The sequence below is a fragment of the Buttiauxella cochleicola genome (assembly GCF_021283185.1).
In the GTDB taxonomy this organism is placed as follows: Bacteria; Pseudomonadota; Gammaproteobacteria; order Enterobacterales; family Enterobacteriaceae; genus Buttiauxella; species Buttiauxella massiliensis.
This window is the reverse complement of record NZ_JAJSOS010000009.1, coordinates 191,684-213,462: the sequence shown is the minus strand read 5'-3', so window position 1 is coordinate 213,462 and position 21,779 is coordinate 191,684. Positions and strand designations below refer to the sequence as shown.

At 49.4% G+C, this 21,779-nt stretch carries 18 protein-coding genes; 6 read left to right on the top strand and 12 right to left on the bottom strand.

Annotation, left to right across the window (positions count from 1 at the left end; translation table 11 throughout):
* The 9 genes from bamA to rpsB form a co-directional block, all read right to left on the bottom strand.
* Positions 1-2,415, bottom strand: coding sequence for an outer membrane protein assembly factor BamA (bamA, locus tag LVQ76_RS15620; protein ID WP_232905111.1), 2,415 nt, complete (start codon positions 2,413-2,415; stop codon positions 1-3).
* Between the two features lie 32 nt (positions 2,416-2,447).
* On the bottom strand, positions 2,448-3,800 hold the full coding sequence (rseP, locus tag LVQ76_RS15615) for a sigma E protease regulator RseP (protein ID WP_232866184.1): 1,353 nt from the start codon (positions 3,798-3,800) through the stop codon (positions 2,448-2,450).
* Positions 3,801-3,811: 11 nt separating this feature from the next.
* Positions 3,812-4,669: a phosphatidate cytidylyltransferase gene (gene cdsA, locus LVQ76_RS15610; protein ID WP_064516326.1), complete on the bottom strand. Its 858-nt coding sequence runs from the start codon at positions 4,667-4,669 to the stop codon at positions 3,812-3,814.
* Positions 4,670-4,687: 18 nt separating this feature from the next.
* Complete coding sequence (gene ispU, locus LVQ76_RS15605) at positions 4,688-5,440, bottom strand: (2E,6E)-farnesyl-diphosphate-specific ditrans,polycis-undecaprenyl-diphosphate synthase (protein ID WP_064516324.1); 753 nt, start codon at positions 5,438-5,440, stop codon at positions 4,688-4,690.
* Positions 5,441-5,626: 186 nt separating this feature from the next.
* The gene (gene ispC / locus LVQ76_RS15600; RefSeq protein WP_232866182.1) at positions 5,627-6,826 is read right to left on the bottom strand and encodes a 1-deoxy-D-xylulose-5-phosphate reductoisomerase; all 1,200 of its coding nucleotides are present in this window, start codon (positions 6,824-6,826) and stop codon (positions 5,627-5,629) included.
* A 236-nt stretch (positions 6,827-7,062) separates the two neighbouring features.
* Positions 7,063-7,620 (bottom strand): ribosome recycling factor, encoded by a 558-nt coding sequence (frr, locus tag LVQ76_RS15595; RefSeq protein ID WP_034460857.1) that lies wholly within the window; start codon positions 7,618-7,620, stop codon positions 7,063-7,065.
* Positions 7,621-7,780: 160 nt separating this feature from the next.
* A complete protein-coding gene (gene pyrH, locus LVQ76_RS15590; RefSeq protein WP_064516322.1) occupies positions 7,781-8,506 on the bottom strand; it encodes a UMP kinase in 726 nt (241 codons plus the stop codon).
* A gap of 143 nt (positions 8,507-8,649) precedes the next feature.
* Positions 8,650-9,501, bottom strand: a complete 852-nt coding sequence (gene tsf / locus LVQ76_RS15585) for a translation elongation factor Ts (RefSeq protein WP_064516320.1) — start codon at positions 9,499-9,501, stop codon at positions 8,650-8,652.
* A gap of 275 nt (positions 9,502-9,776) precedes the next feature.
* Positions 9,777-10,502: a 30S ribosomal protein S2 gene (gene rpsB / locus LVQ76_RS15580; protein WP_064516318.1), complete on the bottom strand. Its 726-nt coding sequence runs from the start codon at positions 10,500-10,502 to the stop codon at positions 9,777-9,779.
* A 311-nt stretch (positions 10,503-10,813) separates the two neighbouring features.
* On the opposite strand from rpsB, the gene map reads away from it, so the two are divergent.
* The 4 genes from map to LVQ76_RS15560 all read left to right on the top strand — a co-directional run bounded on the left by map (position 10,814) and on the right by LVQ76_RS15560 (position 15,712).
* Positions 10,814-11,608, top strand: coding sequence for a type I methionyl aminopeptidase (map, locus tag LVQ76_RS15575; protein WP_154151424.1), 795 nt, complete (start codon positions 10,814-10,816; stop codon positions 11,606-11,608).
* A gap of 62 nt (positions 11,609-11,670) precedes the next feature.
* The gene (glnD, locus tag LVQ76_RS15570) at positions 11,671-14,343 is read left to right on the top strand and encodes a bifunctional uridylyltransferase/uridylyl-removing protein GlnD (RefSeq protein WP_232905113.1); all 2,673 of its coding nucleotides are present in this window, start codon (positions 11,671-11,673) and stop codon (positions 14,341-14,343) included.
* Positions 14,344-14,388: 45 nt separating this feature from the next.
* Positions 14,389-15,213 (top strand): 2,3,4,5-tetrahydropyridine-2,6-dicarboxylate N-succinyltransferase, encoded by an 825-nt coding sequence (dapD, locus tag LVQ76_RS15565; RefSeq protein ID WP_034461055.1) that lies wholly within the window; start codon positions 14,389-14,391, stop codon positions 15,211-15,213.
* Between the two features lie 109 nt (positions 15,214-15,322).
* Positions 15,323-15,712: a DUF3461 family protein gene (locus LVQ76_RS15560; RefSeq protein WP_034460862.1), complete on the top strand. Its 390-nt coding sequence runs from the start codon at positions 15,323-15,325 to the stop codon at positions 15,710-15,712.
* Positions 15,713-15,743: 31 nt separating this feature from the next.
* Here the strand turns inward: LVQ76_RS15560 and LVQ76_RS15555 are convergent, their stop codons facing one another.
* The 3 genes from LVQ76_RS15555 to dgt form a co-directional block, all read right to left on the bottom strand.
* Positions 15,744-16,901: a CdaR family transcriptional regulator gene (locus LVQ76_RS15555; RefSeq protein ID WP_034460863.1), complete on the bottom strand. Its 1,158-nt coding sequence runs from the start codon at positions 16,899-16,901 to the stop codon at positions 15,744-15,746.
* Positions 16,902-17,068: 167 nt separating this feature from the next.
* Positions 17,069-18,517 (bottom strand): serine endoprotease DegP, encoded by a 1,449-nt coding sequence (gene degP, locus LVQ76_RS15550; RefSeq protein ID WP_232922015.1) that lies wholly within the window; start codon positions 18,515-18,517, stop codon positions 17,069-17,071.
* A gap of 143 nt (positions 18,518-18,660) precedes the next feature.
* Complete coding sequence (gene dgt / locus LVQ76_RS15545; RefSeq protein WP_232866180.1) at positions 18,661-20,175, bottom strand: dGTPase; 1,515 nt, start codon at positions 20,173-20,175, stop codon at positions 18,661-18,663.
* 92 nt (positions 20,176-20,267) lie between these two features.
* Here dgt and mtnN point away from each other — a divergent pair, with 92 nt between their 5' ends.
* Together mtnN and btuF are read left to right on the top strand one after the other, a co-directional pair.
* A complete protein-coding gene (mtnN, locus tag LVQ76_RS15540) occupies positions 20,268-20,966 on the top strand; it encodes a 5'-methylthioadenosine/S-adenosylhomocysteine nucleosidase (RefSeq protein WP_232922014.1) in 699 nt (232 codons plus the stop codon).
* The gene (gene btuF / locus LVQ76_RS15535; RefSeq protein WP_232922013.1) at positions 20,959-21,759 is read left to right on the top strand and encodes a vitamin B12 ABC transporter substrate-binding protein BtuF; all 801 of its coding nucleotides are present in this window, start codon (positions 20,959-20,961) and stop codon (positions 21,757-21,759) included. The genes mtnN and btuF overlap by 8 nt, the downstream gene beginning before the upstream one ends.
* Positions 21,760-21,779 lie beyond the last annotated feature (20 nt).

Below are 21,779 nucleotides of genomic sequence, written 5' to 3'. Positions count from 1 at the left end.
TTACCAGGTTTTACCAATGTTAAACTGGAACTGCTCCGCTTTGTCGCCTTCGTACTTCTTGAACGGTTGGGCATAAGAGAAGACCAACGGCCCCAGCGGTGACATCCATTGCAATGCGATACCTGCTGACATACGAATATTACTTGGGTCACTGTAGTCCGGAATCCCGTCAGCAGAATACTTGGTATTATCCCAGTTAGTATCCCAAACAGTACCGGCATCCACGAACAGAGAGGTACGAACTGAGTTCGCATACTTCTCGCTCAAGAATGGCGTTGGCGTGATAAGTTCAAGACTTGCCACTGCCATTGCGTTACCACCGACTGCATCATCAGAACTACACACTTCAGTTGATGAAGCTTTGTTACAGTTATCTGTATCATTGCCGCCGTAATAAACAGCTTTAGGACCAATGTTATTGGACTGGAAACCACGAACAGTACTGGAACCACCCGCATAGAAGTTCTCATAGAACGGCATTTCTTTGCCGCCAAGACCATCACCGTAGCCCCAACGAGTACGTCCTAACATGACCCAGGTATGATCTTCATCAATTGGGAAGTAGCTTGCCGTATCCAGAGTGACTTTATAGAACTCGTTATCAGAGCCCGGCACGGTAACTTTACCGTTCAGGTTCACACGTGAGCCTTCCGTTGGGAAGTAACCACGGTCAAGCTTGTTGTAAGTCCAGCCATAGTTCAGCGTGAAGTCATCTGCAGCAAAACCATTGTCATCAGATGACGTGCTAGCCGATTGACCAACAGAATCCAGATAACGCCACATCGCAACCTGCGGTTGCATGTTGGACAGGTCGTTGTGAACGTAACCTAAGCCCAGACGCAATGTGTTGTTTTCGTTAACCGGGAAGCCAAGCGTTCCGTCCACACCATAACTTGTGTTGGTGTAGTCAGAAAGATCCGCATCATCAGCTTTAAAGTCATTGTAGAAGAGACGGCCACCGAGGCTTACACCGTCAACTGTAAAGTACGGATCGGTTACCGACAATTCAGCATATGTCTGATAATCGTTTTTGGTACCGTTGATACCAACCGAGTAGCCTGTTCCTAACCAGTTGTCCTGCTGGACACCGACCTGGAAGCTGATACCACTTTCAGTACCGTAACCCACACCGAAGTTGAAGCTACCGGTGTTACGCTCTTTAACTTTGTAGACCACATCAACCTGGTCAGGGCTACCTGACACACGTTGCGTATCAACATCTACAGTTTCGAAGTAACCCAAACGATTCAGACGATCTTTACCTGAGTTCACAAGATCGCTACCCAGCCAGGTCCCTTCCATTTGGCGCATTTCGCGACGTAGGACTGAATCTTTACTGGTGTCGTTGCCTTCAAAACGAATTTTACGCACGTAATAACGGTTACCAGAATCAACGTTCACATGCAGTTTAACGGTCTTATCTGCATCGTTGATTTCAGGTTGCGTTTGCACACGTGGGTAGGCGTAACCATAACGACCCAATAATTTCTTGATGTCGTCTTCCATCTTGGTCACTTTGGTGCCGTTATAAAGCTCACCTGGTTTGAGTTTAGTCAGCGTTTCAATTTCTGCTGAGTGCCCTGCCAGATTACCGTTCACCGTCACGCCAGCAATCTTGTACTGATCGCCTTCTGTAACGTTGATGGTCACGTAAATGCTTTTCTTATCAGGCGTCAAACTGACCTGAGTCGAATCGATGTTAAAGCGAGCATAACCGCGATCCAGATAGTAACTGCGCAGCGTTTCGAGATCGCCGGCCAGCTTCTGTTTCTGGTATTTACGGTCACCCACCACGTTCCACCATGGCACTTCATCGCGCAACTGGAAATGCGAAATGAGTTCATCAGTCGTAAACGCATGGTTGCCGACGATGTTGATTTGCTGAATTTTGGCAGAAACGCCTTCCTGGAATACCAGTTTCAGGTCAACACGGTTACGCGGCAATGGCGTAACAACGGCTTTCACGCTGGCACTGTACTTACCAACGCTGTAGTAGAAATCTTCCAGCCCTTTTTCAATATCAGCCAGGGTCGTTCTATCCAGTGATTCGCCGACACGCACACTAGAAGCCTCGAGGTTCTGCTTGAGCATGTCGTCCTTCACGGACTTGTTACCGGAGAAGGTAATACTCGCGATTGTCGGGCGTTCTTTCACCTGAACAACTAACGTTTCGCCATCACGAAGTACCCGGACATCTTCGAAGTTCCCGGTAGCAAACAGTGAACGAATAGTATTACTGATATCCTCGTCAGAGACAGTATCGCCTACGCGAACCGGCATGCTGAGGAGGGCCGCACCGACGGCGACTCGCTGCAGGCCTTCGAAATGAATATCCTTCACCACGAACCCGTCTGCACCGTATACGGTGGCGCTGCTAAACAGCAGCGACGCTATGAGCAACTTTTTCATCGCCATCGTTGTTATGCGTTCTTCCTAACCTATTCTCTCTAAAACCGAGAGAAATCATTGAAAAGTGCAAGCCCCATCAACAGCACCAGCAATATAGAGCCAATGCGGTAACTAAAGTCTTGAACTCGCTCGGAAACCGGCCCACCCTTCAGCTTTTCAATCGCCAAAAAGAGCAGATGTCCCCCGTCCAGGACGGGTAACGGAAACAGGTTGATTATCCCCAGATTGACGCTAATCAGCGCCAGGAACATCAGATAGTAAATCAACCCAGATTCCGCTGACATCCCTGCCCCTTGAGCTATAGAGATTGGCCCACTGAGATTATTCAGTTTGATGTCACCGGTTATTAATTTTCCCAGCATGTTGACTGTAAGCTTCATCAGTTGCCAGGTTTTATCCGTGGCTTCCGCGACAGCAGCAAACGGCCCATACTGGCGTACTGTTTTATACTCATCAGGCAGCGGGATAACCTTTGGTACTACCCCCGCAAACCCTTCAGCCTTCGCTTTACCCGGTTTTGTATCCGGTATCAGCGTTAAAGACAAGAGCGCCCCTTGTCTTTCTATTTCTAGCTCCAGTGGGTGACCTGGATTGTCACGCACCTGGCTAACAAATTCTGTCCACTGAGCAAGCGCCGCACCGTTGACTTTAACGATCCTGTCCCCGGCTTGCAAACCCGCTTTGCTCGCTGCGGAATTAGGCTGTACTTCTTGTAATACCGTTTCAATTTGCGGGCGACGTGGCCCGATGCCTAATGAGGTGATCGGATCCTGCTTTTCTGGCTCAAATTGCCAGTGGCGCAAATCTAGCGTTTTCTCACTTTTCAGATTTGAACCTAGTGGTGCCAGCGTAAGATTAACACTGTCATCACCAATCTTTGCCATCAACTCAAGTTGAACCGATTCCCAGTCAGGCGTTTCGATACCATCTATCGCTTTAAGTTCCATGCCTGGTGCAATTTGTGCTTCTGCTGCTATCGAGTTGGGTATTACTTCACCAACAACCGGACGAACACCAGGGACACCGATGATAAACACCAGCCAGTAGGCAAACACAGCGAAGATGAAGTTAGCAATAGGACCGGCCGCAATAATCGCAGCGCGTTGAGAAACGGTTTTGTTATTAAAGGCCTGATGACGTAGTTCCGGCGTAACCGGCTCAACACGTTCATCAAGCATTTTGACATAACCACCCAGTGGGATCAGGGCGATTACAAATTCGGTACCGTGGCGATCGGAACGACGCCAGAGCGCTTTACCAAAACCAATGGAAAAGCGCTCCACTTTGACGCCACAGCGGCGAGCAACCCAGAAATGGCCGAACTCATGCACGGTAATTAATACACCCAGTGCGACAATAAACGCAGCCAAATTCCAGAGTAAGCTCAGCATATAACCTTCCGTTAAATCGTCCTGAATACCAGCAATAACAGACAGGCAAATACCGGTACTGCTGCTGTGAGGCTATCAATGCGGTCAAGGATACCACCATGACCGGGGATCAGGTGACCGCTATCTTTAATCCCTGCTTCACGCTTAAACATGCTTTCGGTTAAATCGCCCAATACTGATGCAAGAGCGGCTATCACCGAACAGGTCAACAGAATAGCCGGCGACACATCCAGATTCGCCCACATGCCGAACAGCACGGAGATAATCGCAGAAGTGAACAACCCACCAAAAAAGCCCTGCCATGTTTTACCCGGAGACACTTTCGGCGCTAATTTGTGTTTGCCAAACATTTTGCCAAACATATAAGCACCGGAGTCTGCACCCCAGACCAGAACCATCACATACAATAGCCAGATTGAGCCAGTGTAGTGGTTAATATCGTAATGCCAGTTGCGCAGCACAATCATGCCCCAGAAAAACGGCACAATAGTTAATACGCCAAACAACAGACGCAACGTTTTTGAGTTGCGCCAGATTGATGCTGAACCCGGATAAAACAATACCAGTAACAGCGCGGCAAACCACCAGGCAAGTGATGCCCATAGCGAAGCCTCAATCAACGGAATATGAACCGTACGCTGGTATTCGGGTAATGCATAAAGCATTAATGCCAGTAACAGACCACACAACACAGCAAGCCAAACACGTTGAGAACGTGCTTTAAAACCTGCCAATTGTCCCCATTCCCAGGCTGCCAGCATACATACCACGAGGGTTGTAATAGCAAATCCTACTGGTGGAAGCCAGAATAACGCGGCAATAACCACCGGGATTAAAATAAACGCAGAAAGCAGGCGATACTTCAGCAAAAGTGACCCCCAACAGGCTTACTCACTACCAGGTGCTGTGCCGCCAAAACGACGCTCTCGATTTGCAAAAGCATTTAGTGCACCTTCAAAGTCTTGTTCATCGAAATCAGGCCAAAGAACATCGGTGAAATAAAGTTCTGCGTAGGCAATCTGCCAAATCAGAAAGTTACTAATACGATGCTCTCCCCCTGTCCTAATTACTAAATCTACGGGAGCCAGTTCATTCATGCAGATTTGCTTACTCAGCATCTCTTCATCTATCTGGTCTGGACGCAGTAAGCCTTCTTGTACCTGTTCGGCAAGATGCCGCACACCTTGAATAATATCCCAACGACCGCCATAGTTCGCGGCAATATTGAGAGTCAAACCTGTGTTGGCACTCGTTAAGTCTTCGGCTTTTTTGATACGTTCTTGCAGGCGAGCATTAAATCGGCTGATATCGCCGATAATACGCAAACGGACATTGTGACGATGCAAACTTTTGACTTCACTGTCTAAAGCCCACACAAACAACTCCATTAGTGCGCTAACTTCTTGAGCTGGACGATTCCAGTTTTCACTACTAAAAGCATAGAGCGTAAGGGCATCTATACCATTATTTGCCGCAAAACTTACCGCCCGGCGAACAGATTTCGCCCCCGCCTTATGGCCGGAAACCCTCATCTTCCCTTGTCGTTTCGCCCAGCGACCGTTGCCATCCATAATAATGGCAACATGGCGCGCGCCATGTTCGGATTGTGTTTCGCTTAATTGTTGGTTTGCAGACAACATAACGCGTAATTATTCCCAGATAAGGATTAAGCGGTACTCAGAATGATCTCAGCTTTTACATAAAAAAGCCGTGCTATAACACGGCTTACCAATCTTTCAGTCAGTTATTCCCGGCTGAAAGATGGCGCAGACTATATCACTGAAGCACAAAGCTAACAAATAGAGGCATATCAGCTGAATAAATAATCATCGAGAAGCGATGCGCGTCACCAAACCTCGGGCAACCTCGCGTGCTTTCGCATCAACAGCAAGAACCTCTTCCACACTCTTCGGCTCAGTCAATTCAACACTATCAAGGACGGCACGATTTAAGGAAGCAATGTCTGTAAAACGTAGTTGTTGTTGCAAGAAAGCCTCAACCACAATTTCATTTGCAGCGTTCAGTACGGTCGTTGCGGCCTGCCCTTGCTCAAATGCTTCCATCGCAAGCTTCAGGCAAGGATAGCGATGATAGTCCGGTTCCATAAAGGTGAAAGTACCGATTTTACAAAAATCGAGTGGTTCAACACCTGACTGCACGCGCTCAGGAAATGCCATGGCGTGCGCGATAGGCGTGCGCATGTCTGGAGCGCCTAACTGCGCCAGCACACTACCATCACGATAACGAACCATCGAGTGGATAACCGACTGCGGATGTATCAGTACTTCCATTTGTTTAGCTGAAGCATTGAATAGCCAACGAGCTTCAATGTATTCGAGACCTTTGTTCATCATGGTGGCCGAGTCGACTGAGATTTTACGTCCCATCGACCAGTTCGGATGGCTACAAGCCTGGTCCGGAGTCATTGCTGTCAGTTCACCTAACGGCGTCTCACGGAATGGGCCACCTGACCCGGTAAGAATAATCGACGAAACGCCATTACCCTCAAGTTCAGCGTACCCGAGGTTTTGCTGAATTGTTTCCGGTAAACTCTGAAAAATTGCGTTGTGTTCGCTGTCGATAGGCAGAAGTTGAGCGTGGCTTCGTTGTACAGCATCCATAAACAGACGCCCACAAGTCACCAGTGCTTCTTTATTTGCCAGTAACACTTGCTTGCCTGCCGCAATCGCCGCAAGAGTGGGTAACAGGCCTGCAGCACCAACAATAGCCGCCATAACCTGGTTCACTTCGTCCAGCGCAGCCATTTCACAAGCTGCCTGCTGCCCTGCCAGAACTTCAGTGCTACTCCCCTGCTCTTTAAGCAAACGGCGTAACTCACCGGCAGAGATTTCATCATCCATTACTGCCCAGCGAGGCTTGAACTCCAGACACTGCTCAGCCATGCGCACAACATTTTTCCCGGCTACGAGGGCCGTGACGGAAAACTTATCAGGATTATGACGAACAACGCTAAGGGTACTGGTACCGATAGATCCGGTAGAGCCAAGAATGGTCAGTTGCTTCATGGGGCGCTCTGGAGTTTTAATTTTAACAATCATATATCCAAAATAATTCGAGTTGCATTTAGGCGGCAAGAGAGCAAGTCCCGATGAGCTTACATGAGTAAGTGATTCGGGTGAGTGAACGCAGCCAACAAAGATGCAGCTTGAATTAAGACGGGTATAAAAACAAAACGCCGTAGACAATTACCGTGGCGTGAGCCACGGCTTGCATACGGCGTTTGATCCGTCATCTCAACGGATTAGAACTGCATCAACTCAGCTTCTTTCTCAGCAAGCGCAGCATCTACTTTCTTGATAGCAGCATCAGTCATTTTCTGAACGTCGTCCTGAGAACGGCGATCGTCATCTTCACTGATTTCTTTATCTTTCAGCAGCGCTTTAACTTTGTCGTTAGCATCACGGCGAACGTTACGAACCGCCACACGTGCGCCTTCAGCTTCGCCACGTACAATTTTGATCAGATCTTTACGACGCTCTTCAGTCAGTGCAGGTAGTGGAACACGAATGTCAGTACCAGCAGAGCTTGGGTTCAGACCGAGGTCGGAAGTCATGATCGCTTTCTCAACGGCCTGGCTCAAAGAGCGGTCAAACACGTTGATCTTCAGTGTGCGAGAATCTTCAACCGTTACGCTTGCCAATTGGCGCAGTGGAGTCGGGGTGCCGTAATACTCCACAATGATGCCGTCCAGCAGAGATGGAGAGGCGCGGCCGGTGCGGATTTTACTGATTTGGGTTTTGAATGCTTCTACGCATTTTTCCATACGCACTTCGGCATCTTTTCTGATATCGCTAATCACGTTACGAATCCTTGAAAACTGGTTTAGGGCAGACCACACTTCACGCCGCTATGCAGACGCTGCGAGCTAAGTATAGCCCTGTTTATTCATGGCGCCCGTGGGGGTTGCCTGTTAACACTATCTGAAACTGAATCTTACCCTGATTAAGCATCGACTGAAATTATTCAGTGATCAATGTGCCTTCTTTTTCACCCATGACCACACGGCGAAGCGCACCAGGTTTGTTCATATTGAAAACACGAATCGGTATTTTGTGATCGCGGGCCAGCGTAAACGCCGCCAAATCCATCACTTTCAGTTCTTTTTCCAGTACTTCGGTATAGGTCAATTGCTCACAAAGAGTGGCGGTAGGATCTTGTACCGGATCCGCAGTAAACACGCCATCTACTTTCGTGGCCTTCAGTACTACGTCCGCTTCAATCTCAATACCACGCAAACACGCAGCAGAGTCAGTAGTAAAGAATGGATTACCGGTACCAGCTGCCAGGATAACTACGCGGTTATTGCGCAGCAAGCTGATAGCTTCTGCCCAGCTGTAGTTATCACATACGCCATTCAATGGAATAGCAGACATCAGGCGGGCGTTCACATAGGCGCGATGAAGCGCATCACGCATTGCCAGGCCGTTCATTACGGTTGCCAGCATGCCCATGTGGTCGCCCACAACACGGTTCATACCGGCTTTTGCCAGGCCAGCACCGCGGAATAAGTTGCCACCACCAATCACCACCCCGACCTGAATACCCAATTCAACCAGCTCTTTAATTTCCTGAGCCATACGATCAAGGATGCTTGCATCAATACCGAAGCCTTCGGTACCTTGCAGCGCTTCGCCGCTTAGCTTGAGCAGAATGCGTTTGTAGACAGGTTTTGCATTGGTAGCCATGATTCTTTCCTGGGAACAGTCAACGAATGGGGATGGTAAATTCAGACGACATAATGTCGCATATCAACAAGATCTGTATCAGAGCAGGCTGATTTTTAAAGCCAGATAAAAAGGAACCGCCAATTGGCGGCTCCCTTTAAAAATTAAGACTGCTTGGACATTGCAGCAACTTCTGCTGCGAAGTCAGTCTCAACTTTCTGGATGCCTTCGCCCACTTCAAAGCGGATGAAGCCAGTTACGTCAGCATTGTGCTCTTTCAGCAACTGACCAACAGTTTTGCTTGGCTCGATAACGAAAGGCTGACCAGTCAGAGAAACTTCACCGGTGAATTTCTTCATGCGGCCTTCAACCATTTTCTCTGCGATTTCTTTCGGCTTGCCAGACTGCATAGCGATGTCCAGCTGAACCTGGTACTCTTTCTCAACAACTTCGGCAGACACGTCTTCTGGCTTAACGAATTCTGGCTTGCTTGCAGCAACGTGCATAGCGATTTGCTTAACCAGCTCTTCGTCAGCGCCTTTAGCTGCAACAACAACACCGATGCGAGCACCGTGCAGGTAGCTACCCAGAACATCACCTTCCAGAACAGCAACACGACGAATGTTGATGTTCTCACCGATTTTAGCAACCAGTGCAACACGCTCTTCTTCGAACTGTGCTTTCAGTACTTCGATGTCAGTAACTTTGCCTGCAGCAGCAGCGTCCAGCACTTTGTCAGCAAATGCCTGGAAACCACCATCTTTAGCAACGAAGTCAGTCTGGCAGTTAACTTCCAGAATCACAGCGTAGCCGTCTGCGATCTTAGTTTTGATCACGCCGTCAGCAGCTACGTTGCCTGCTTTCTTAGCCGCTTTGATCGCACCAGACTTACGCATGTTTTCGATTGCCAGCTCGATGTCGCCATTAGCTTCAGTCAGTGACTTTTTGCAATCCATCATGCCTGCGCCAGTACGTTCACGCAGTTCTTTTACCAGAGCAGCAGTAATATCAGCCATTCTAAAATCCTCGGTTATCTCGTAGAGAGAGATAAGCCCTGGTCCACGGAATAGACGAACCCTGGCTCAAAATAAAAAGGGGCCTGTACAGGCCCCCTAACCAAACTATTCAATATACCCGTTATCTTTCTAGCCGCAGGGGCGTTGGCTGCACTCACTCACCCAGTCACTTACCTAAGTAAGCTCCTGGGGATTCTTGAGCTTGCCGCCTGGCTGCAACTCGAAATCTAAAGGGTATACTTGGTTAATAAGAGCTCAAATAAGAGCGAACCTTATTATTCAGCTTCTACGAAGCTTTCTTCTGCCTGAGAAGCCAGATCCTGAGAGCGGCCTTCACGAACGGTAGCAGCTACAGCACCCAGATACAGGGTTACAGCACGGATTGCATCGTCGTTACCAGGGATAACGAAATCAACGCCATCTGGATCGGAGTTAGTATCAACGATAGAGAATACTGGGATACCCAGGTTGTTCGCTTCTTTGATTGCAATGTGTTCGTGATCAGCGTCGATTACAAACAGTGCATCCGGCAAGCCGCCCATGTCTTTGATACCACCGAGGCTGTTTTCTAACTTAATCAGCTCACGGGTACGCATCAGCGCTTCTTTCTTGGTCAGTTTGTCGAAGGTACCGTCCTGAGACTGGATTTCCAGGTCTTTCAGACGTTTGATGGACTGACGAACAGTTTTCCAGTTAGTCAGCATACCGCCCAACCAGCGATGGTTCACGAAGAACTGATCGCAGCTCAGAGCAGCTTCTTTTACTGGTTCGCTTGCAGCACGCTTAGTACCAACGAAAAGGATTTTGCCTTTACGAGAAGAAATCTTGCTCAGTTCAGCCAAAGCTTCGTTGAACATAGGTACAGTTTTTTCAAGGTTGATGATGTGAACTTTGTTACGAGCGCCGAAGATGAAAGGCTTCATTTTCGGGTTCCAGTAACGGGTTTGGTGACCGAAGTGAACACCAGCCTTGAGCATGTCGCGCATGGAAACAGTTGCCATGATTAAAACCTCTATATAAAAGTATGGGGTTAAGCCTCCACGTATCCCATATTACCGACCCCTAAGGGCACCCCGGAATATGTGTCGATACGTGTGTGTTATTTACACAAAGTGAGAGTGTTGGCTGTATCCGAAAAATCGGAATACAAGTCCGGCGCGCTTTATACCATAAAACAGACCCGGACTCCAATAGTTGTTAGTTGATAGTGCGCACACTGATTCTCGATTTGGCACCGATCGTAGGCCCTGATACCATTGCCCCACTACTGCTCAATTATTGTCGATAACGACGACACCTGCGGATCGAATTAATGGCTATCTCAATTAAAACACCTGAAGAAATCGAAAAAATGCGCGTCGCGGGCCGTCTTGCCGCTGAAGTGCTGGAAATGATTGAACCCCACGTACGACCGGGCATCAGCACTGGTGAACTGGACCGTATCTGTAGCGATTACATCATTAACCAGCAGCATGCTATTTCTGCTTGCCTGAACTACCACGGCTTCCCGAAATCCGTGTGCATTTCCATTAACGAAGTGGTCTGCCATGGTATTCCAGATGACGCTAAACTCCTGAAAGATGGTGACATCGTCAACATCGACGTTACCGTTATCAAAGACGAATACCACGGCGACACCTCAAAAATGTTCATCGTAGGCAAACCGACTATTCTGGGTGAGCGCCTGTGCCGTGTTACCCAAGAAAGCCTGTATTTGTCACTGCGCATGGTAAAACCAGGCATTCGCCTACGCACTCTGGGTGCTGCAATTCAGAAGTTCGTTGAAGCTGAAGGTTTTTCTGTGGTTCGCGAATACTGTGGACACGGTATTGGCCGCGTATTCCACGAAGAACCGCAAGTGCTGCATTATGATGCTGATGATGGTGGCGTGGTGCTGCAACCGGGTATGACTTTCACTATCGAACCGATGGTGAACTCCGGCGATTACCGCATTCGCACCATGAAAGACGGTTGGACGGTGAAAACCAAAGATCGCAGCTTGTCTGCACAATACGAGCATACTATTGTGGTGACAGATAACGGCTGCGAAATTCTCACTTTACGCAAGGATGACACCATCCCCGCGGTGATTTCGCATAACGAGTGATATGCCTGGCGAAAGTCAGCAATCGAAGCCGGCTTATGCCGGCTTTTTTTATGGATGGCGACATGACACCGAGCTTACCCGAGCAGTACGCAACCACAGTGCTTCCTGAGATTTCCGGGCAACCTGAATACCCCGTCAACTGGACAGATTCAGAGCTTAATTGCGCCGAAATTAAAGCCCGCCTCGACACCTTCCAGCAGTGGTTGGGGACAGCATTTGACGACGGTATTTCCGCCGAAAAACTTATCGATGCCCGCACCGAGTTTATCGACCAGTTACTGCAACGGTTGTGGTTAAACTATGGTTTTGGTGATATCGCTGAAACCGCGCTCGTCGCGGTGGGTGGTTACGGGCGCGGTGAACTTCATCCGTTATCTGACATTGATTTGCTGATACTCAGCCGTAAACGTCTGAGCGAGCCACAATCCCAGAAAATCGGTGAGCTTCTCACGCTGCTGTGGGACGTAAAATTAGAAGTTGGCCACAGCGTACGCACGCTTGAAGAGTGCCTGCTCGAAGGTCTGTCTGATTTAACAGTTGCCACCAACCTGATTGAGTCGCGCTTACTAATTGGCGATGTCGCACTCTTCCTTGAACTGCAAAAACACATTTTCAGCGACGGTTTCTGGCCATCCGCCAAATTCTTTGCTGCAAAAATTGATGAGCAAAATGTTCGTCATCAGCGTTACCACGGCACAAGTTATAACCTCGAACCAGATATCAAAAGCAGCCCCGGCGGTTTGCGTGACATCCATACGCTGCAATGGGTCGCGCGTCGCCATTTTGGCGCCACGTCCATGAGTGAAATGGTCGGCTTTGGTTTTTTAACCGAAGCAGAAAGAAATGAACTGGATGAGTGCCAACATTTGCTGTGGCGTATTCGCTTCGCTTTGCATCTCGAAGTAAATCGCTATGACAACCGTTTGTTATTCGACAGACAACTTAGCGTTGCTCAGCGTCTGGATTACAACGGTGAAGGCAATCAGCCGGTCGAACACATGATGAAAGATTTCTATCGTGTGACCCGTCGCGTCGGTGAGCTTAACCAAATGCTGTTGCAGTTGTTTGATGAAGCGATTCTTGCGCTAGATGCCAGCGAAAAACCGCGCCCACTGGACGATGACTTCCAGTTACGTGGCACTCTGATTGATCTTCGTGACGAAACGCTATTTATGCGTGAACCGCAGGCTATTTTGCGCATGTTTTACATGATGGTGCGTAACCGTGACATCACGGGAATTTACTCAACCACCCTACGCCATTTGCGCCATGCGCGTCGCCATTTAGTACAGCCGCTTTGCTACATTCCGGAAGCGCGCGATCTCTTCCTCACCATATTGCGCCACCCCGGCGCCGTGAGCCGCGCCTTATTGCCAATGCATCGTCACAGTGTGTTGTGGGCGTATATGCCGCAGTGGTCACATATCGTCGGGCAAATGCAGTTTGACCTGTTTCATGCTTATACGGTCGATGAACACACCATTCGCGTGCTGCAAAAACTGGAAAGCTTCGCGAAAGAAGAAACTCGTCCGAAGCATCCATTATGTGTCGATCTCTGGCCGCGCCTGTCGCATCCGGAGCTGATCCTGATTGCCGCTCTGTTCCATGATATCGCCAAAGGCCGTGGCGGAGATCACTCGGTTCTCGGCGCACAGGACGTTTTAAAATTTGCTGAGCTTCACGGGCTGAATTCTCGCGAGACGCAACTTGTCGCGTGGCTGGTGCGCCAACATTTGCTGATGTCGGTCACCGCGCAGCGCCGTGATATCCAGGACCCGGAAGTGATTAAGCAGTTTGCCGAAGAAGTGCAGACTGAAAACCGTTTGCGTTATCTGGTCTGCCTGACCGTCGCTGATATCTGTGCGACCAACGAAACTTTATGGAATAGCTGGAAACAGAGCCTGTTGCGTGAGCTCTATTTCGCTACCGAAAAACAGCTGCGCCGTGGAATGCAAAACAGCCCGGATATGCGTGAGCGTGTTCGCCACCACCAGCTTCAGGCGCTGGCATTACTGCGTATGGATAACATCAACGAAGAGGCACTGCATAATATCTGGCGTCGCTGCCGGGCGAACTATTTTGTTCGCCACACGCCAAACCAAATTGCATGGCATGCGCGCCACTTGCTCAAGCACGACCTCAGCAAACCGATGATTTTGCTGAGCCCGCAGGCAACGCGCGGTGGCACAGAGATTTTTATCTGGAGCCCTGACCGCCCTCACCTGTTCGCCGCTGTTTGTGCCGAGCTGGACAGGCGCAACCTCAGCGTTCATGACGCCCAAATATTTACTACGCGCGACGGCATGGCAATGGACACCTTTATTGTGCTCGAACCGGACGGCAGTCCGCTTTCAGCCGACAGGCATGACCTTATCCGCCACAGCATTGAACAAGCCATTACGCAGGCAAGCTGGCAAACACCTCAACCGCGCCGCCAGTCTGCCAAACTGCGTCACTTTACCGTCGATACTGAGGTGAATTTCTTGCCAACGCATACCGACCGAAGAACGTTCCTGGAGCTGATTGCTCTGGATCAGCCAGGCTTGTTGGCGCGAGTGGGAGAAGTGTTTGCCGATCTCGGAATTTCGCTATACGGGGCGAGAATTACGACAATTGGCGAGCGAGTAGAAGATTTATTTATAATAGCCACCGCCGACCGGCGTGCTCTTAATAATGAGTTGCAAGAGGAAGTACAGCAACGGTTGACAGCGGCCCTTAATCCAAACGATAAATAACAGTCTGTTAATTTCGTCACAATCAGGAAAATGTTCACAATGCCAATGCAGCAGCTACAAAACGTAATTGAAACCGCTTTCGAGCGCCGCGCCGAAATCACTCCGGCAAATGCTGATACCGTCACTCGTGAAGCGGTAAACCAGGTCATCTCCCTGCTCGACAGCGGTGCGCTGCGCGTTGCCGAAAAAATTGATGGCCAGTGGGTTACCCACCAATGGCTGAAGAAAGCCGTTCTGCTTTCTTTCCGTATCAATGACAACCAGGTTATTGATGGTGCCGAAAGCCGCTACTTCGATAAAGTGCCGATGAAATTCGCCAACTATGACGAAGCACGCTTCCAGAAAGAAGGTTTCCGCGTTGTACCACCAGCGGCAGTTCGCCAGGGCGCATACATCGCGCGTAATACCGTTCTGATGCCTTCTTACGTCAACATCGGCGCATACGTTGATGAAGGCTCAATGGTTGATACCTGGGCAACAGTCGGTTCTTGTGCGCAGATTGGTAAAAACGTTCACCTGTCTGGTGGCGTAGGCATCGGTGGCGTTCTGGAGCCATTACAGGCTAACCCAACTATCATTGAAGATAACTGCTTCATTGGCGCGCGTTCAGAAGTTGTGGAAGGCGTTATCGTTGAAGAAGGTTCTGTGATTTCCATGGGCGTTTACATTGGTCAAAGCACGCGTATTTATGACCGTGAAACCGGCGAAGTGCATTACGGCCGCGTACCAGCAGGTTCCGTGGTTGTTTCCGGCAACTTGCCATCAAAAGATGGTAAATACAGCCTGTACTGTGCAGTTATCGTGAAAAAAGTCGACGCGAAAACCCGCGGCAAAGTTGGAATCAACGAGCTGCTTCGCACTATCGACTAATAAAATGTGCAAAAGGCGGGCTTCCCCGCCTTTTTAGCATTTAGGGCTAGCGGAAAAGGATTTTTCCGTTAATTATCTTGATATTGCTGATATCGAAAAAGGTAACACTATGTACGATAACTTGAAAAGTCTGGGTATTACCAATCCTGATGAGATCGATCGTTATAGCCTCCGGCAGGAAGCCAACAACGATATCCTGAAAATCTATTTCCAGAAGGATAAAGGCGAGTTTTTCGCTAAAAGCGTGAAGTTTAAATACCCACGCCAGCGCAAAACTGTCGTTGCCGATGGCGTCGGCCAGGGTTACAAAGAAGTGCAGGAAATCAGCCCGAATCTGCGCTATGTAATTGATGAATTAGATCAACTTTGCCAGCGAGATCGCACTGAAGTGGATCTGAAACGCAAAATTCTCGACGATCTTCGCCATCTGGAATCCGTAGTTGCTCACAAGATCAGTGAAATTGAATCCGATCTTGAAAAGTTAACCCGCGGTAAATAATGCAAAAGGGCCGGAATCTCCGGCCCTTTTATTATCTTTGCTCATCCAGTTGCAACGCCACATACAGCAGCAATCTATCGTCAAAATTCCCTAAATCTAACCCTGTTAATTCCGAAATACGGTTAAGTCGGTACTCGAGCGTATTACGATGAATAAACAATGCCTTAGATGTTGCCAGCGGCTGTACGTTATGGCGGAACCACGCGCTTAACGTTCGGCGCAGTAGCCCGTTGTTATCCATTGATTTCAGGCGAGCTAAAGGTCGCGCCAGTTCATTCGCCTGCCAGCCGCCCCGCAAACTATCCAGCAGCACTGGCAACATCAAATCCTGATAAAAATAGCCCCTGCTTTCCGGCATACGCTGTTTGCCGACCATCATGGTAGTGCGAGCGGTTCGATACGAGCGCGCAATACTGCCAGGCCCGGTAAAATAGTTGCCCAGTGCGACGCGAAAGCGTAGCTGACCATTTTCTTTCATACGGTTGATTAGCTGCTCTACTCGCTTGCGATGATCTTCTGCATCCCAACGGCCAAAGGGATTTAGCGCAGGTTTCAACACCACCATTTCCGTTAACGACACAATGGCTATCAAATTATTCCGCTCAGGTGTCGTGAGTGCAGTTTGCAGCTGCTGTAACTCTTCCATAGCGCTTTCCACGCCAAGCTGCCCACTATCTACTTCCACAACGGCGACCACACGAGGTTGATTCAGATCGATACCCAAGCGTTGTGCCCATTCGCTCAACGCTGGCGTTTGTTCTTCGGCCTGAATCAAATTCATCACTAACTCCTCACGCAGACGAGTGTCTTGTGCCAGCAAGTGCATCAGGCGAGATTGTTCAAGCATCATCTCCGCCGTCATACACACTAGCTCACCGTACTTACGCAGCGAGCCCGGCTCCCCTGTCAGACCGATAACACCGACAATTTCACCTTCGATGCGCAGTGGCAGGTTAATCCCCTGACGCACGCCGTGCAGATGCCGGGCCACGGCATCATCAATATCAACCACACGCCCCTGAGAGAGCACCAGCAATGCACCTTCGTGCAATTCACCAATACGTTCTTTATCACCGCTACCAATGATTCGCCCACGCGCATCCATCACGTTTATGTTGGTATCAATAATGGTCATGGTACGCGCCACAATGTCCTGCGCCATTTTGGTATCAAGGTGCCAGCCTGCCATGTGTCCTCCTGAGTCGTGCTAATGGCCTAGCATAGGCGAGATGGATCGCCTCAGCATTGTGCGAATGCACAAAGCACCGATGAAGAGTATGGAGTTGTGGTAAGGCTCACAAAAAAGGGCCGCAATTTGCGGCCCTGATGGTTTCAGGAGAACTTAGTGGCAATTAATTACTGCATCAACAGATAGATGGTGCTGTCGCCACGCTGAATATTAAGCGCCATTACAGACGGTTTGGTGTCCAGAATTTTGCGCAGTTCAGCGATGTTATTTACAACCTGCTGGTTAACACCAATGATGATGTCGCCTTTTTTCAGGCCAATACGTGCAGCCGGGCTATTGCCTTTTACGTTATTGACGATGACACCCTTCTCATCTTTACCGCTGCGGTTGCTCATTTCCGCACCTTCGATACCAGTGAAGATGGTGGCTGAATCAACCTGAGTCTGGCTGCTTTGTTGCAGTTCCAGGTTTACTGAAACTGGTTTGCCATCACGCAACAAGCCAAGGGTCAATTTGCTGCCGACTGGCATAGAACCCACTTCAGCGCGCAAGGCAGCGAAACTACTAATTGCTTTACCGTTCATGGAAACCACAACGTCACCGGCTTTAACGCCCGCTTTCGCAGCAGAAGAGTTCGGCATAACCTGGCTGACGAATGCACCACGTTGCGCATCAACTTTCATCGCTTTTGCTAACTCGGAGTTCAACTCAGTCCCAAGGATACCCAGTTCGCCACGCTTAACCTGGCCGTATTGCACCATCTGCGCGGTCAGGTTTTTCACCATGTTGCTTGGGATAGCAAAACCGATACCGATGTTGCCACCGTCTGGTGCCAGAATCGCAGTGTTAATCCCGATCAGCTCACCATTAAGGTTAACCAGTGCACCACCGGAGTTACCACGGTTGATTGCCGCATCGGTCTGGATAAAGTTCTCATAATTTTCAATGTTCAAGCCACTACGACCCAAGGCTGAAACAATACCGGAGGTCACGGTTTCGCCCAGACCATACGGGTTACCGATAGCCACGGTGTAATCGCCAACGCGCAGTGTGTCGGAGTCAGCCATTTTAATCGCGGTCAGGTTTTTCGGGTCCTGAAGTTGCAACAGTGCGATATCAGAACGTGGATCTTTACCGACCACTTTTGCTTCGAACTTACGTCCATCACTCAGGGAAACCTGAATTTTTGTTGCATTATCAACAACGTGGTTATTTGTCACCACGTAGCCTTTAGCGGCGTCAATAATTACACCAGAACCCAGTGCTGCAAATTTCTGCTGCTGACCGCCGCCCTGAGGGCCTTGGTCAGCTGGTCCACCCTGGCAGAATGGAGAGCTCTGGAATGGAGAGCCTTCCTGACAGAATGGTGAATTATCGCCAAAGAACTGCTGGAAGTTACGCCCCATACGCGGCGTATTAACAGTGGTGCTCCCCTCAACGTTAATACTCACTACGGAAGGCATCACTTTTTCCAGCATCGGCGCAAGGCTTGGCATAGGTTGCCCAGCGGTTGCAGGTACAGAAGAAGCGGTCTCTGCCGCAATTGCAGATACAGGACTCAGCGCCAAACCCAGGCTAAGAGCCAGCGCGCTCATTGCTAAAGTTGTTTTTTTCATCGATTTCAGTCTCAAGTTAATAAGTCACGCAAAATTGCTGTGTAGGCCAATATAGAGTGACAATTGAGGCGCTAAGTTCCGCCGATAAGTCACTGGAAAAAGTAAAAATTTATTGTCCGTCTTTACAAAACTCAATGAGAAACTTATTCCACCGCCATCAGGCGCCGATACTCATCCCAGGCGAATAAGTCCGTCATTCCACTGATATAATCCTGAATTAGACGACAGCGGTAATAATATTCCCATACCGGGAAATCACTGGCTGACGGCGTCAAATTACTGACTGCTTCAACATACGCAAGCCTATGTTTTGTCGATAATTTGTGGAACAATCGAGTTTCAATCGGTAGACGACGTAAACTTTCTTTCTCCACCAGTTCAGCAAAATCCTCAACTGATATATTGAGTAATGGACTGTAAATTTCAAGTAAGCCACTGATAACGCGATAACCTTGTAACTCAAGTTGCTCAACTTCTGGGTGACTAAATACATGTTTAAATGCAACCTGCTTATATAGCTCCAACAGGCGTGCAAAGGGGCTGTCATCTTCTAGTAGTGCGTGATTGAACTCGCCGCTAAATATATCGCTGATATTATCGATAAAACGTTGCGCGGCATAAGGCACCAACTGGTTTAGCGTGTTGACGCGCAAATACATAAAGAACTGATCTTCGGTACTGCGGCGCATCTGATTTGAACGGGATTTCTCCCAGGCCTCATCCACTACACGCTCAAAAAGATCGCCTTTGCTATGCTCGCCCCAGGCATCACATAAGTGCTGATAAAGTTGTTCAACGCTAAAAATGCGCTTCTCAACCGCATCTTCCAGATCCGCCACACAGTATGAAATATCGTCCGCAGCTTCCATTATCCATGTCAGCGGAAAACGGCTGTATTCTCCCAGTTCAAGCTCTGTACGCAAACGGGCAATGTACGACTCCTCAGAAAGATAGAAGCCTGGTTTTTTCATCAGATAGGCATGGCTTTTCGGCGGCTCGCCAACAAACCAGGCCGGGCGCGTATATTTGAGAATGCAACCAACCTGTGCCCAGGTCAGATTCATGCGCAGTAGACTATGCACCAGGCGAATACCCTGCGCATTGCCTTCGAACTGACAAAGATCCTGGCGTACCTTGTGGCGCAAGCCATTCAGTTGATCTTCACCTTCACGCAGGCGTAAAGCTTCAACCCGGCAACGATCGTCGCTGCGCGGCTGGCTTCCGGCATCTGTTGGGAACAAACGCTGGCGGAACCAGTCATTAATAGCTGACTCACCGAAATGACCAAACGGCGGGTTGCCAATGTCGTGCATCAGGCAGGCCATTTCAACAATGCTTTCAAACGGGCCGGTGAGTTCATGCAGCCCAAAGCGCTCGAGATCTTGCTGCTCCTTCAGGCGGCTCAGCACTTCTTTGGCGATGTAGCGCCCGACTTGCTGAACTTCCATCGAGTGAGTCAAACGTGTGCGAACAGAGGCATTACGCTCCAGAGGGAAAACTTGAGTTTTCTGCTGCAAACGGCGAATGGCAGGAGAGTTGACGATCCGCCCGCGATCGCTTTCAAAAATACGCAGAATTTCGTGTTCGTTCTTCTGCCCTTCAGGAGAGCGGAAACGGCGGTGCCAATTAATTTTCTTACGGAAATCTATTTCACTCATGCCCTCTCCTGCGCCTTTTAACAGCGGATTAATTCCTTGATGCCAGCCATGATAGACTATGAAGGTAATTTAACACTTTAGCGAGAATCACTATGAAAGTAGGCATCATTGGTGCAATGGAAGAAGAAGTTACGCTGCTGCGTGACAAAATTGAAAGCCGTCAGACTCTGAAGCTTGCAGGGTGTGAAATTTACACCGGCTCCCTGAATGGCGTTGGAGTCGCTTTACTGAAATCAGGTATTGGCAAAGTTGCAGCGGCAATGGGTGCAACTCTCCTGCTTGAGCATTGCAAACCAGATGTAGTGATCAACACCGGTTCTGCGGGTGGTCTCGCATCCACACTTAAAGTTGGCGATATCGTGGTTTCTGATGAAGTGCGTTACCACGACGCAGACGTTACCGCTTTTGGCTATGAATATGGCCAACTGCCAGGTTGCCCGGCAGGTTTTGCTGCTGACGCCAAACTGATTGCCGCGGCCGAAGAGTGCATTGCCGAGCTGAACCTGAACGCTGTGCGCGGTTTGGTTGTTAGTGGTGATGCGTTTATTAACGGTTCTGTGGCACTGGCAAAAATCCGCCATAACTTCCCACAGGCAGTTGCCGTGGAAATGGAAGCAACAGCAGTTGCTCACGTTTGCCATAACTTCGGTACCCCGTTTGTCGTGGTGCGCGCGATCTCTGATGTTGCCGATCAGCAATCCCATCTGAGCTTCGAAGAGTTCTTAGCTGTTGCGGCGAAGCAGTCCACGCTGATGGTTGAAAACCTGGTGCAGAAACTGGCTCGTGGTTAATAAGAACTTTTGGCGCGCTATCACCGCGCTTCTGTGTTGTCTCCCGGCGTGGCTTTTTGCCGCGCCGCGGGTTATCTCATTATCGCCGAGCAATACTGAACTGGCATTTGCGGCTGGTATCACGCCAGTAGCGGTCAGCGCCTGGTCAGACTATCCGGAAGCCGCCAAAAAGCTTGAGCAAGTCTCAAACTGGCAGGGAATGAACCTTGAGCGCATCGTGGCGCTAAAACCTGATGTGGTTCTTGCCTGGCGCGGTGGAAATGCTGAGCGCCAGGTCAACCAACTAAAAGCATTGGGTATTAAAGTTGTCTGGCTTGATCCGGCAACGGTCGAAGGTGTGGTTGCCGCATTGCGTCAATTGAGCCAATACAGCCCTACTCCGCAAACGGCCCACAACGCCGCAGATAAACTGGCAAAAGAGTTTGCCGATTTGAAAGCACACTATTCTCAGCACCCGAAGAAAAAAGTGTTTCTGCAGTTTGGCCAGCAGCCGCTATTTACGTCAGGCAGTGGTTCGATTCAGAACGAAATTCTGGAAGTATGCGCAGGGCAAAATATCTTTGCTGATAGCCGGGTTCCATGGCCGCAAGTGAGTCGTGAACAGGTGCTAAGCCGCCGCCCGCAGGCTATTATTATCACCGGCGATGAAACGCAAATCCCTCCGGTTGAACAATTCTGGAATACCCAGCTAAAAATTCCGGTTATTGCAGTGAATGATGACTGGTTTAGTCGCTCAGGCCCACGTATTATCCTCGCCGCAAAACAGCTCTGTGAGGAGCTGGCAGAAAAATAACCTTTTTTATGAGGATAACA

Excerpts from the sequence above, each read along its gene's own strand:
- degP (WP_232922015.1), bottom strand. The coding sequence starts at position 18,517 with ATGAAAAAAACAACTTTAGCAATGAGCGCGCTGGCTCTTAGCCTGGGT.
- ispC (WP_232866182.1), bottom strand. The coding sequence starts at position 6,826 with ATGAAGCAACTGACCATTCTTGGCTCTACCGGATCTATCGGTACCAGT.
- map (WP_154151424.1), top strand. The coding sequence starts at position 10,814 with ATGGCTATCTCAATTAAAACACCTGAAGAAATCGAAAAAATGCGCGTC.
- LVQ76_RS15560 (WP_034460862.1), top strand. The coding sequence starts at position 15,323 with ATGTACGATAACTTGAAAAGTCTGGGTATTACCAATCCTGATGAGATC.
- dgt (WP_232866180.1), bottom strand. The coding sequence starts at position 20,175 with ATGAGTGAAATAGATTTCCGTAAGAAAATTAATTGGCACCGCCGTTTC.
- glnD (WP_232905113.1), top strand. The coding sequence starts at position 11,671 with ATGACACCGAGCTTACCCGAGCAGTACGCAACCACAGTGCTTCCTGAG.
- dapD (WP_034461055.1), top strand. The coding sequence starts at position 14,389 with ATGCAGCAGCTACAAAACGTAATTGAAACCGCTTTCGAGCGCCGCGCC.
- tsf (WP_064516320.1), bottom strand. The coding sequence starts at position 9,501 with ATGGCTGATATTACTGCTGCTCTGGTAAAAGAACTGCGTGAACGTACT.
- rpsB (WP_064516318.1), bottom strand. The coding sequence starts at position 10,502 with ATGGCAACTGTTTCCATGCGCGACATGCTCAAGGCTGGTGTTCACTTC.
- ispU (WP_064516324.1), bottom strand. The coding sequence starts at position 5,440 with ATGTTGTCTGCAAACCAACAATTAAGCGAAACACAATCCGAACATGGC.
- LVQ76_RS15555 (WP_034460863.1), bottom strand. The coding sequence starts at position 16,901 with ATGGCAGGCTGGCACCTTGATACCAAAATGGCGCAGGACATTGTGGCG.
- mtnN (WP_232922014.1), top strand. The coding sequence starts at position 20,268 with ATGAAAGTAGGCATCATTGGTGCAATGGAAGAAGAAGTTACGCTGCTG.
- rseP (WP_232866184.1), bottom strand. The coding sequence starts at position 3,800 with ATGCTGAGCTTACTCTGGAATTTGGCTGCGTTTATTGTCGCACTGGGT.
- bamA (WP_232905111.1), bottom strand. The coding sequence starts at position 2,415 with ATGGCGATGAAAAAGTTGCTCATAGCGTCGCTGCTGTTTAGCAGCGCC.
- pyrH (WP_064516322.1), bottom strand. The coding sequence starts at position 8,506 with ATGGCTACCAATGCAAAACCTGTCTACAAACGCATTCTGCTCAAGCTA.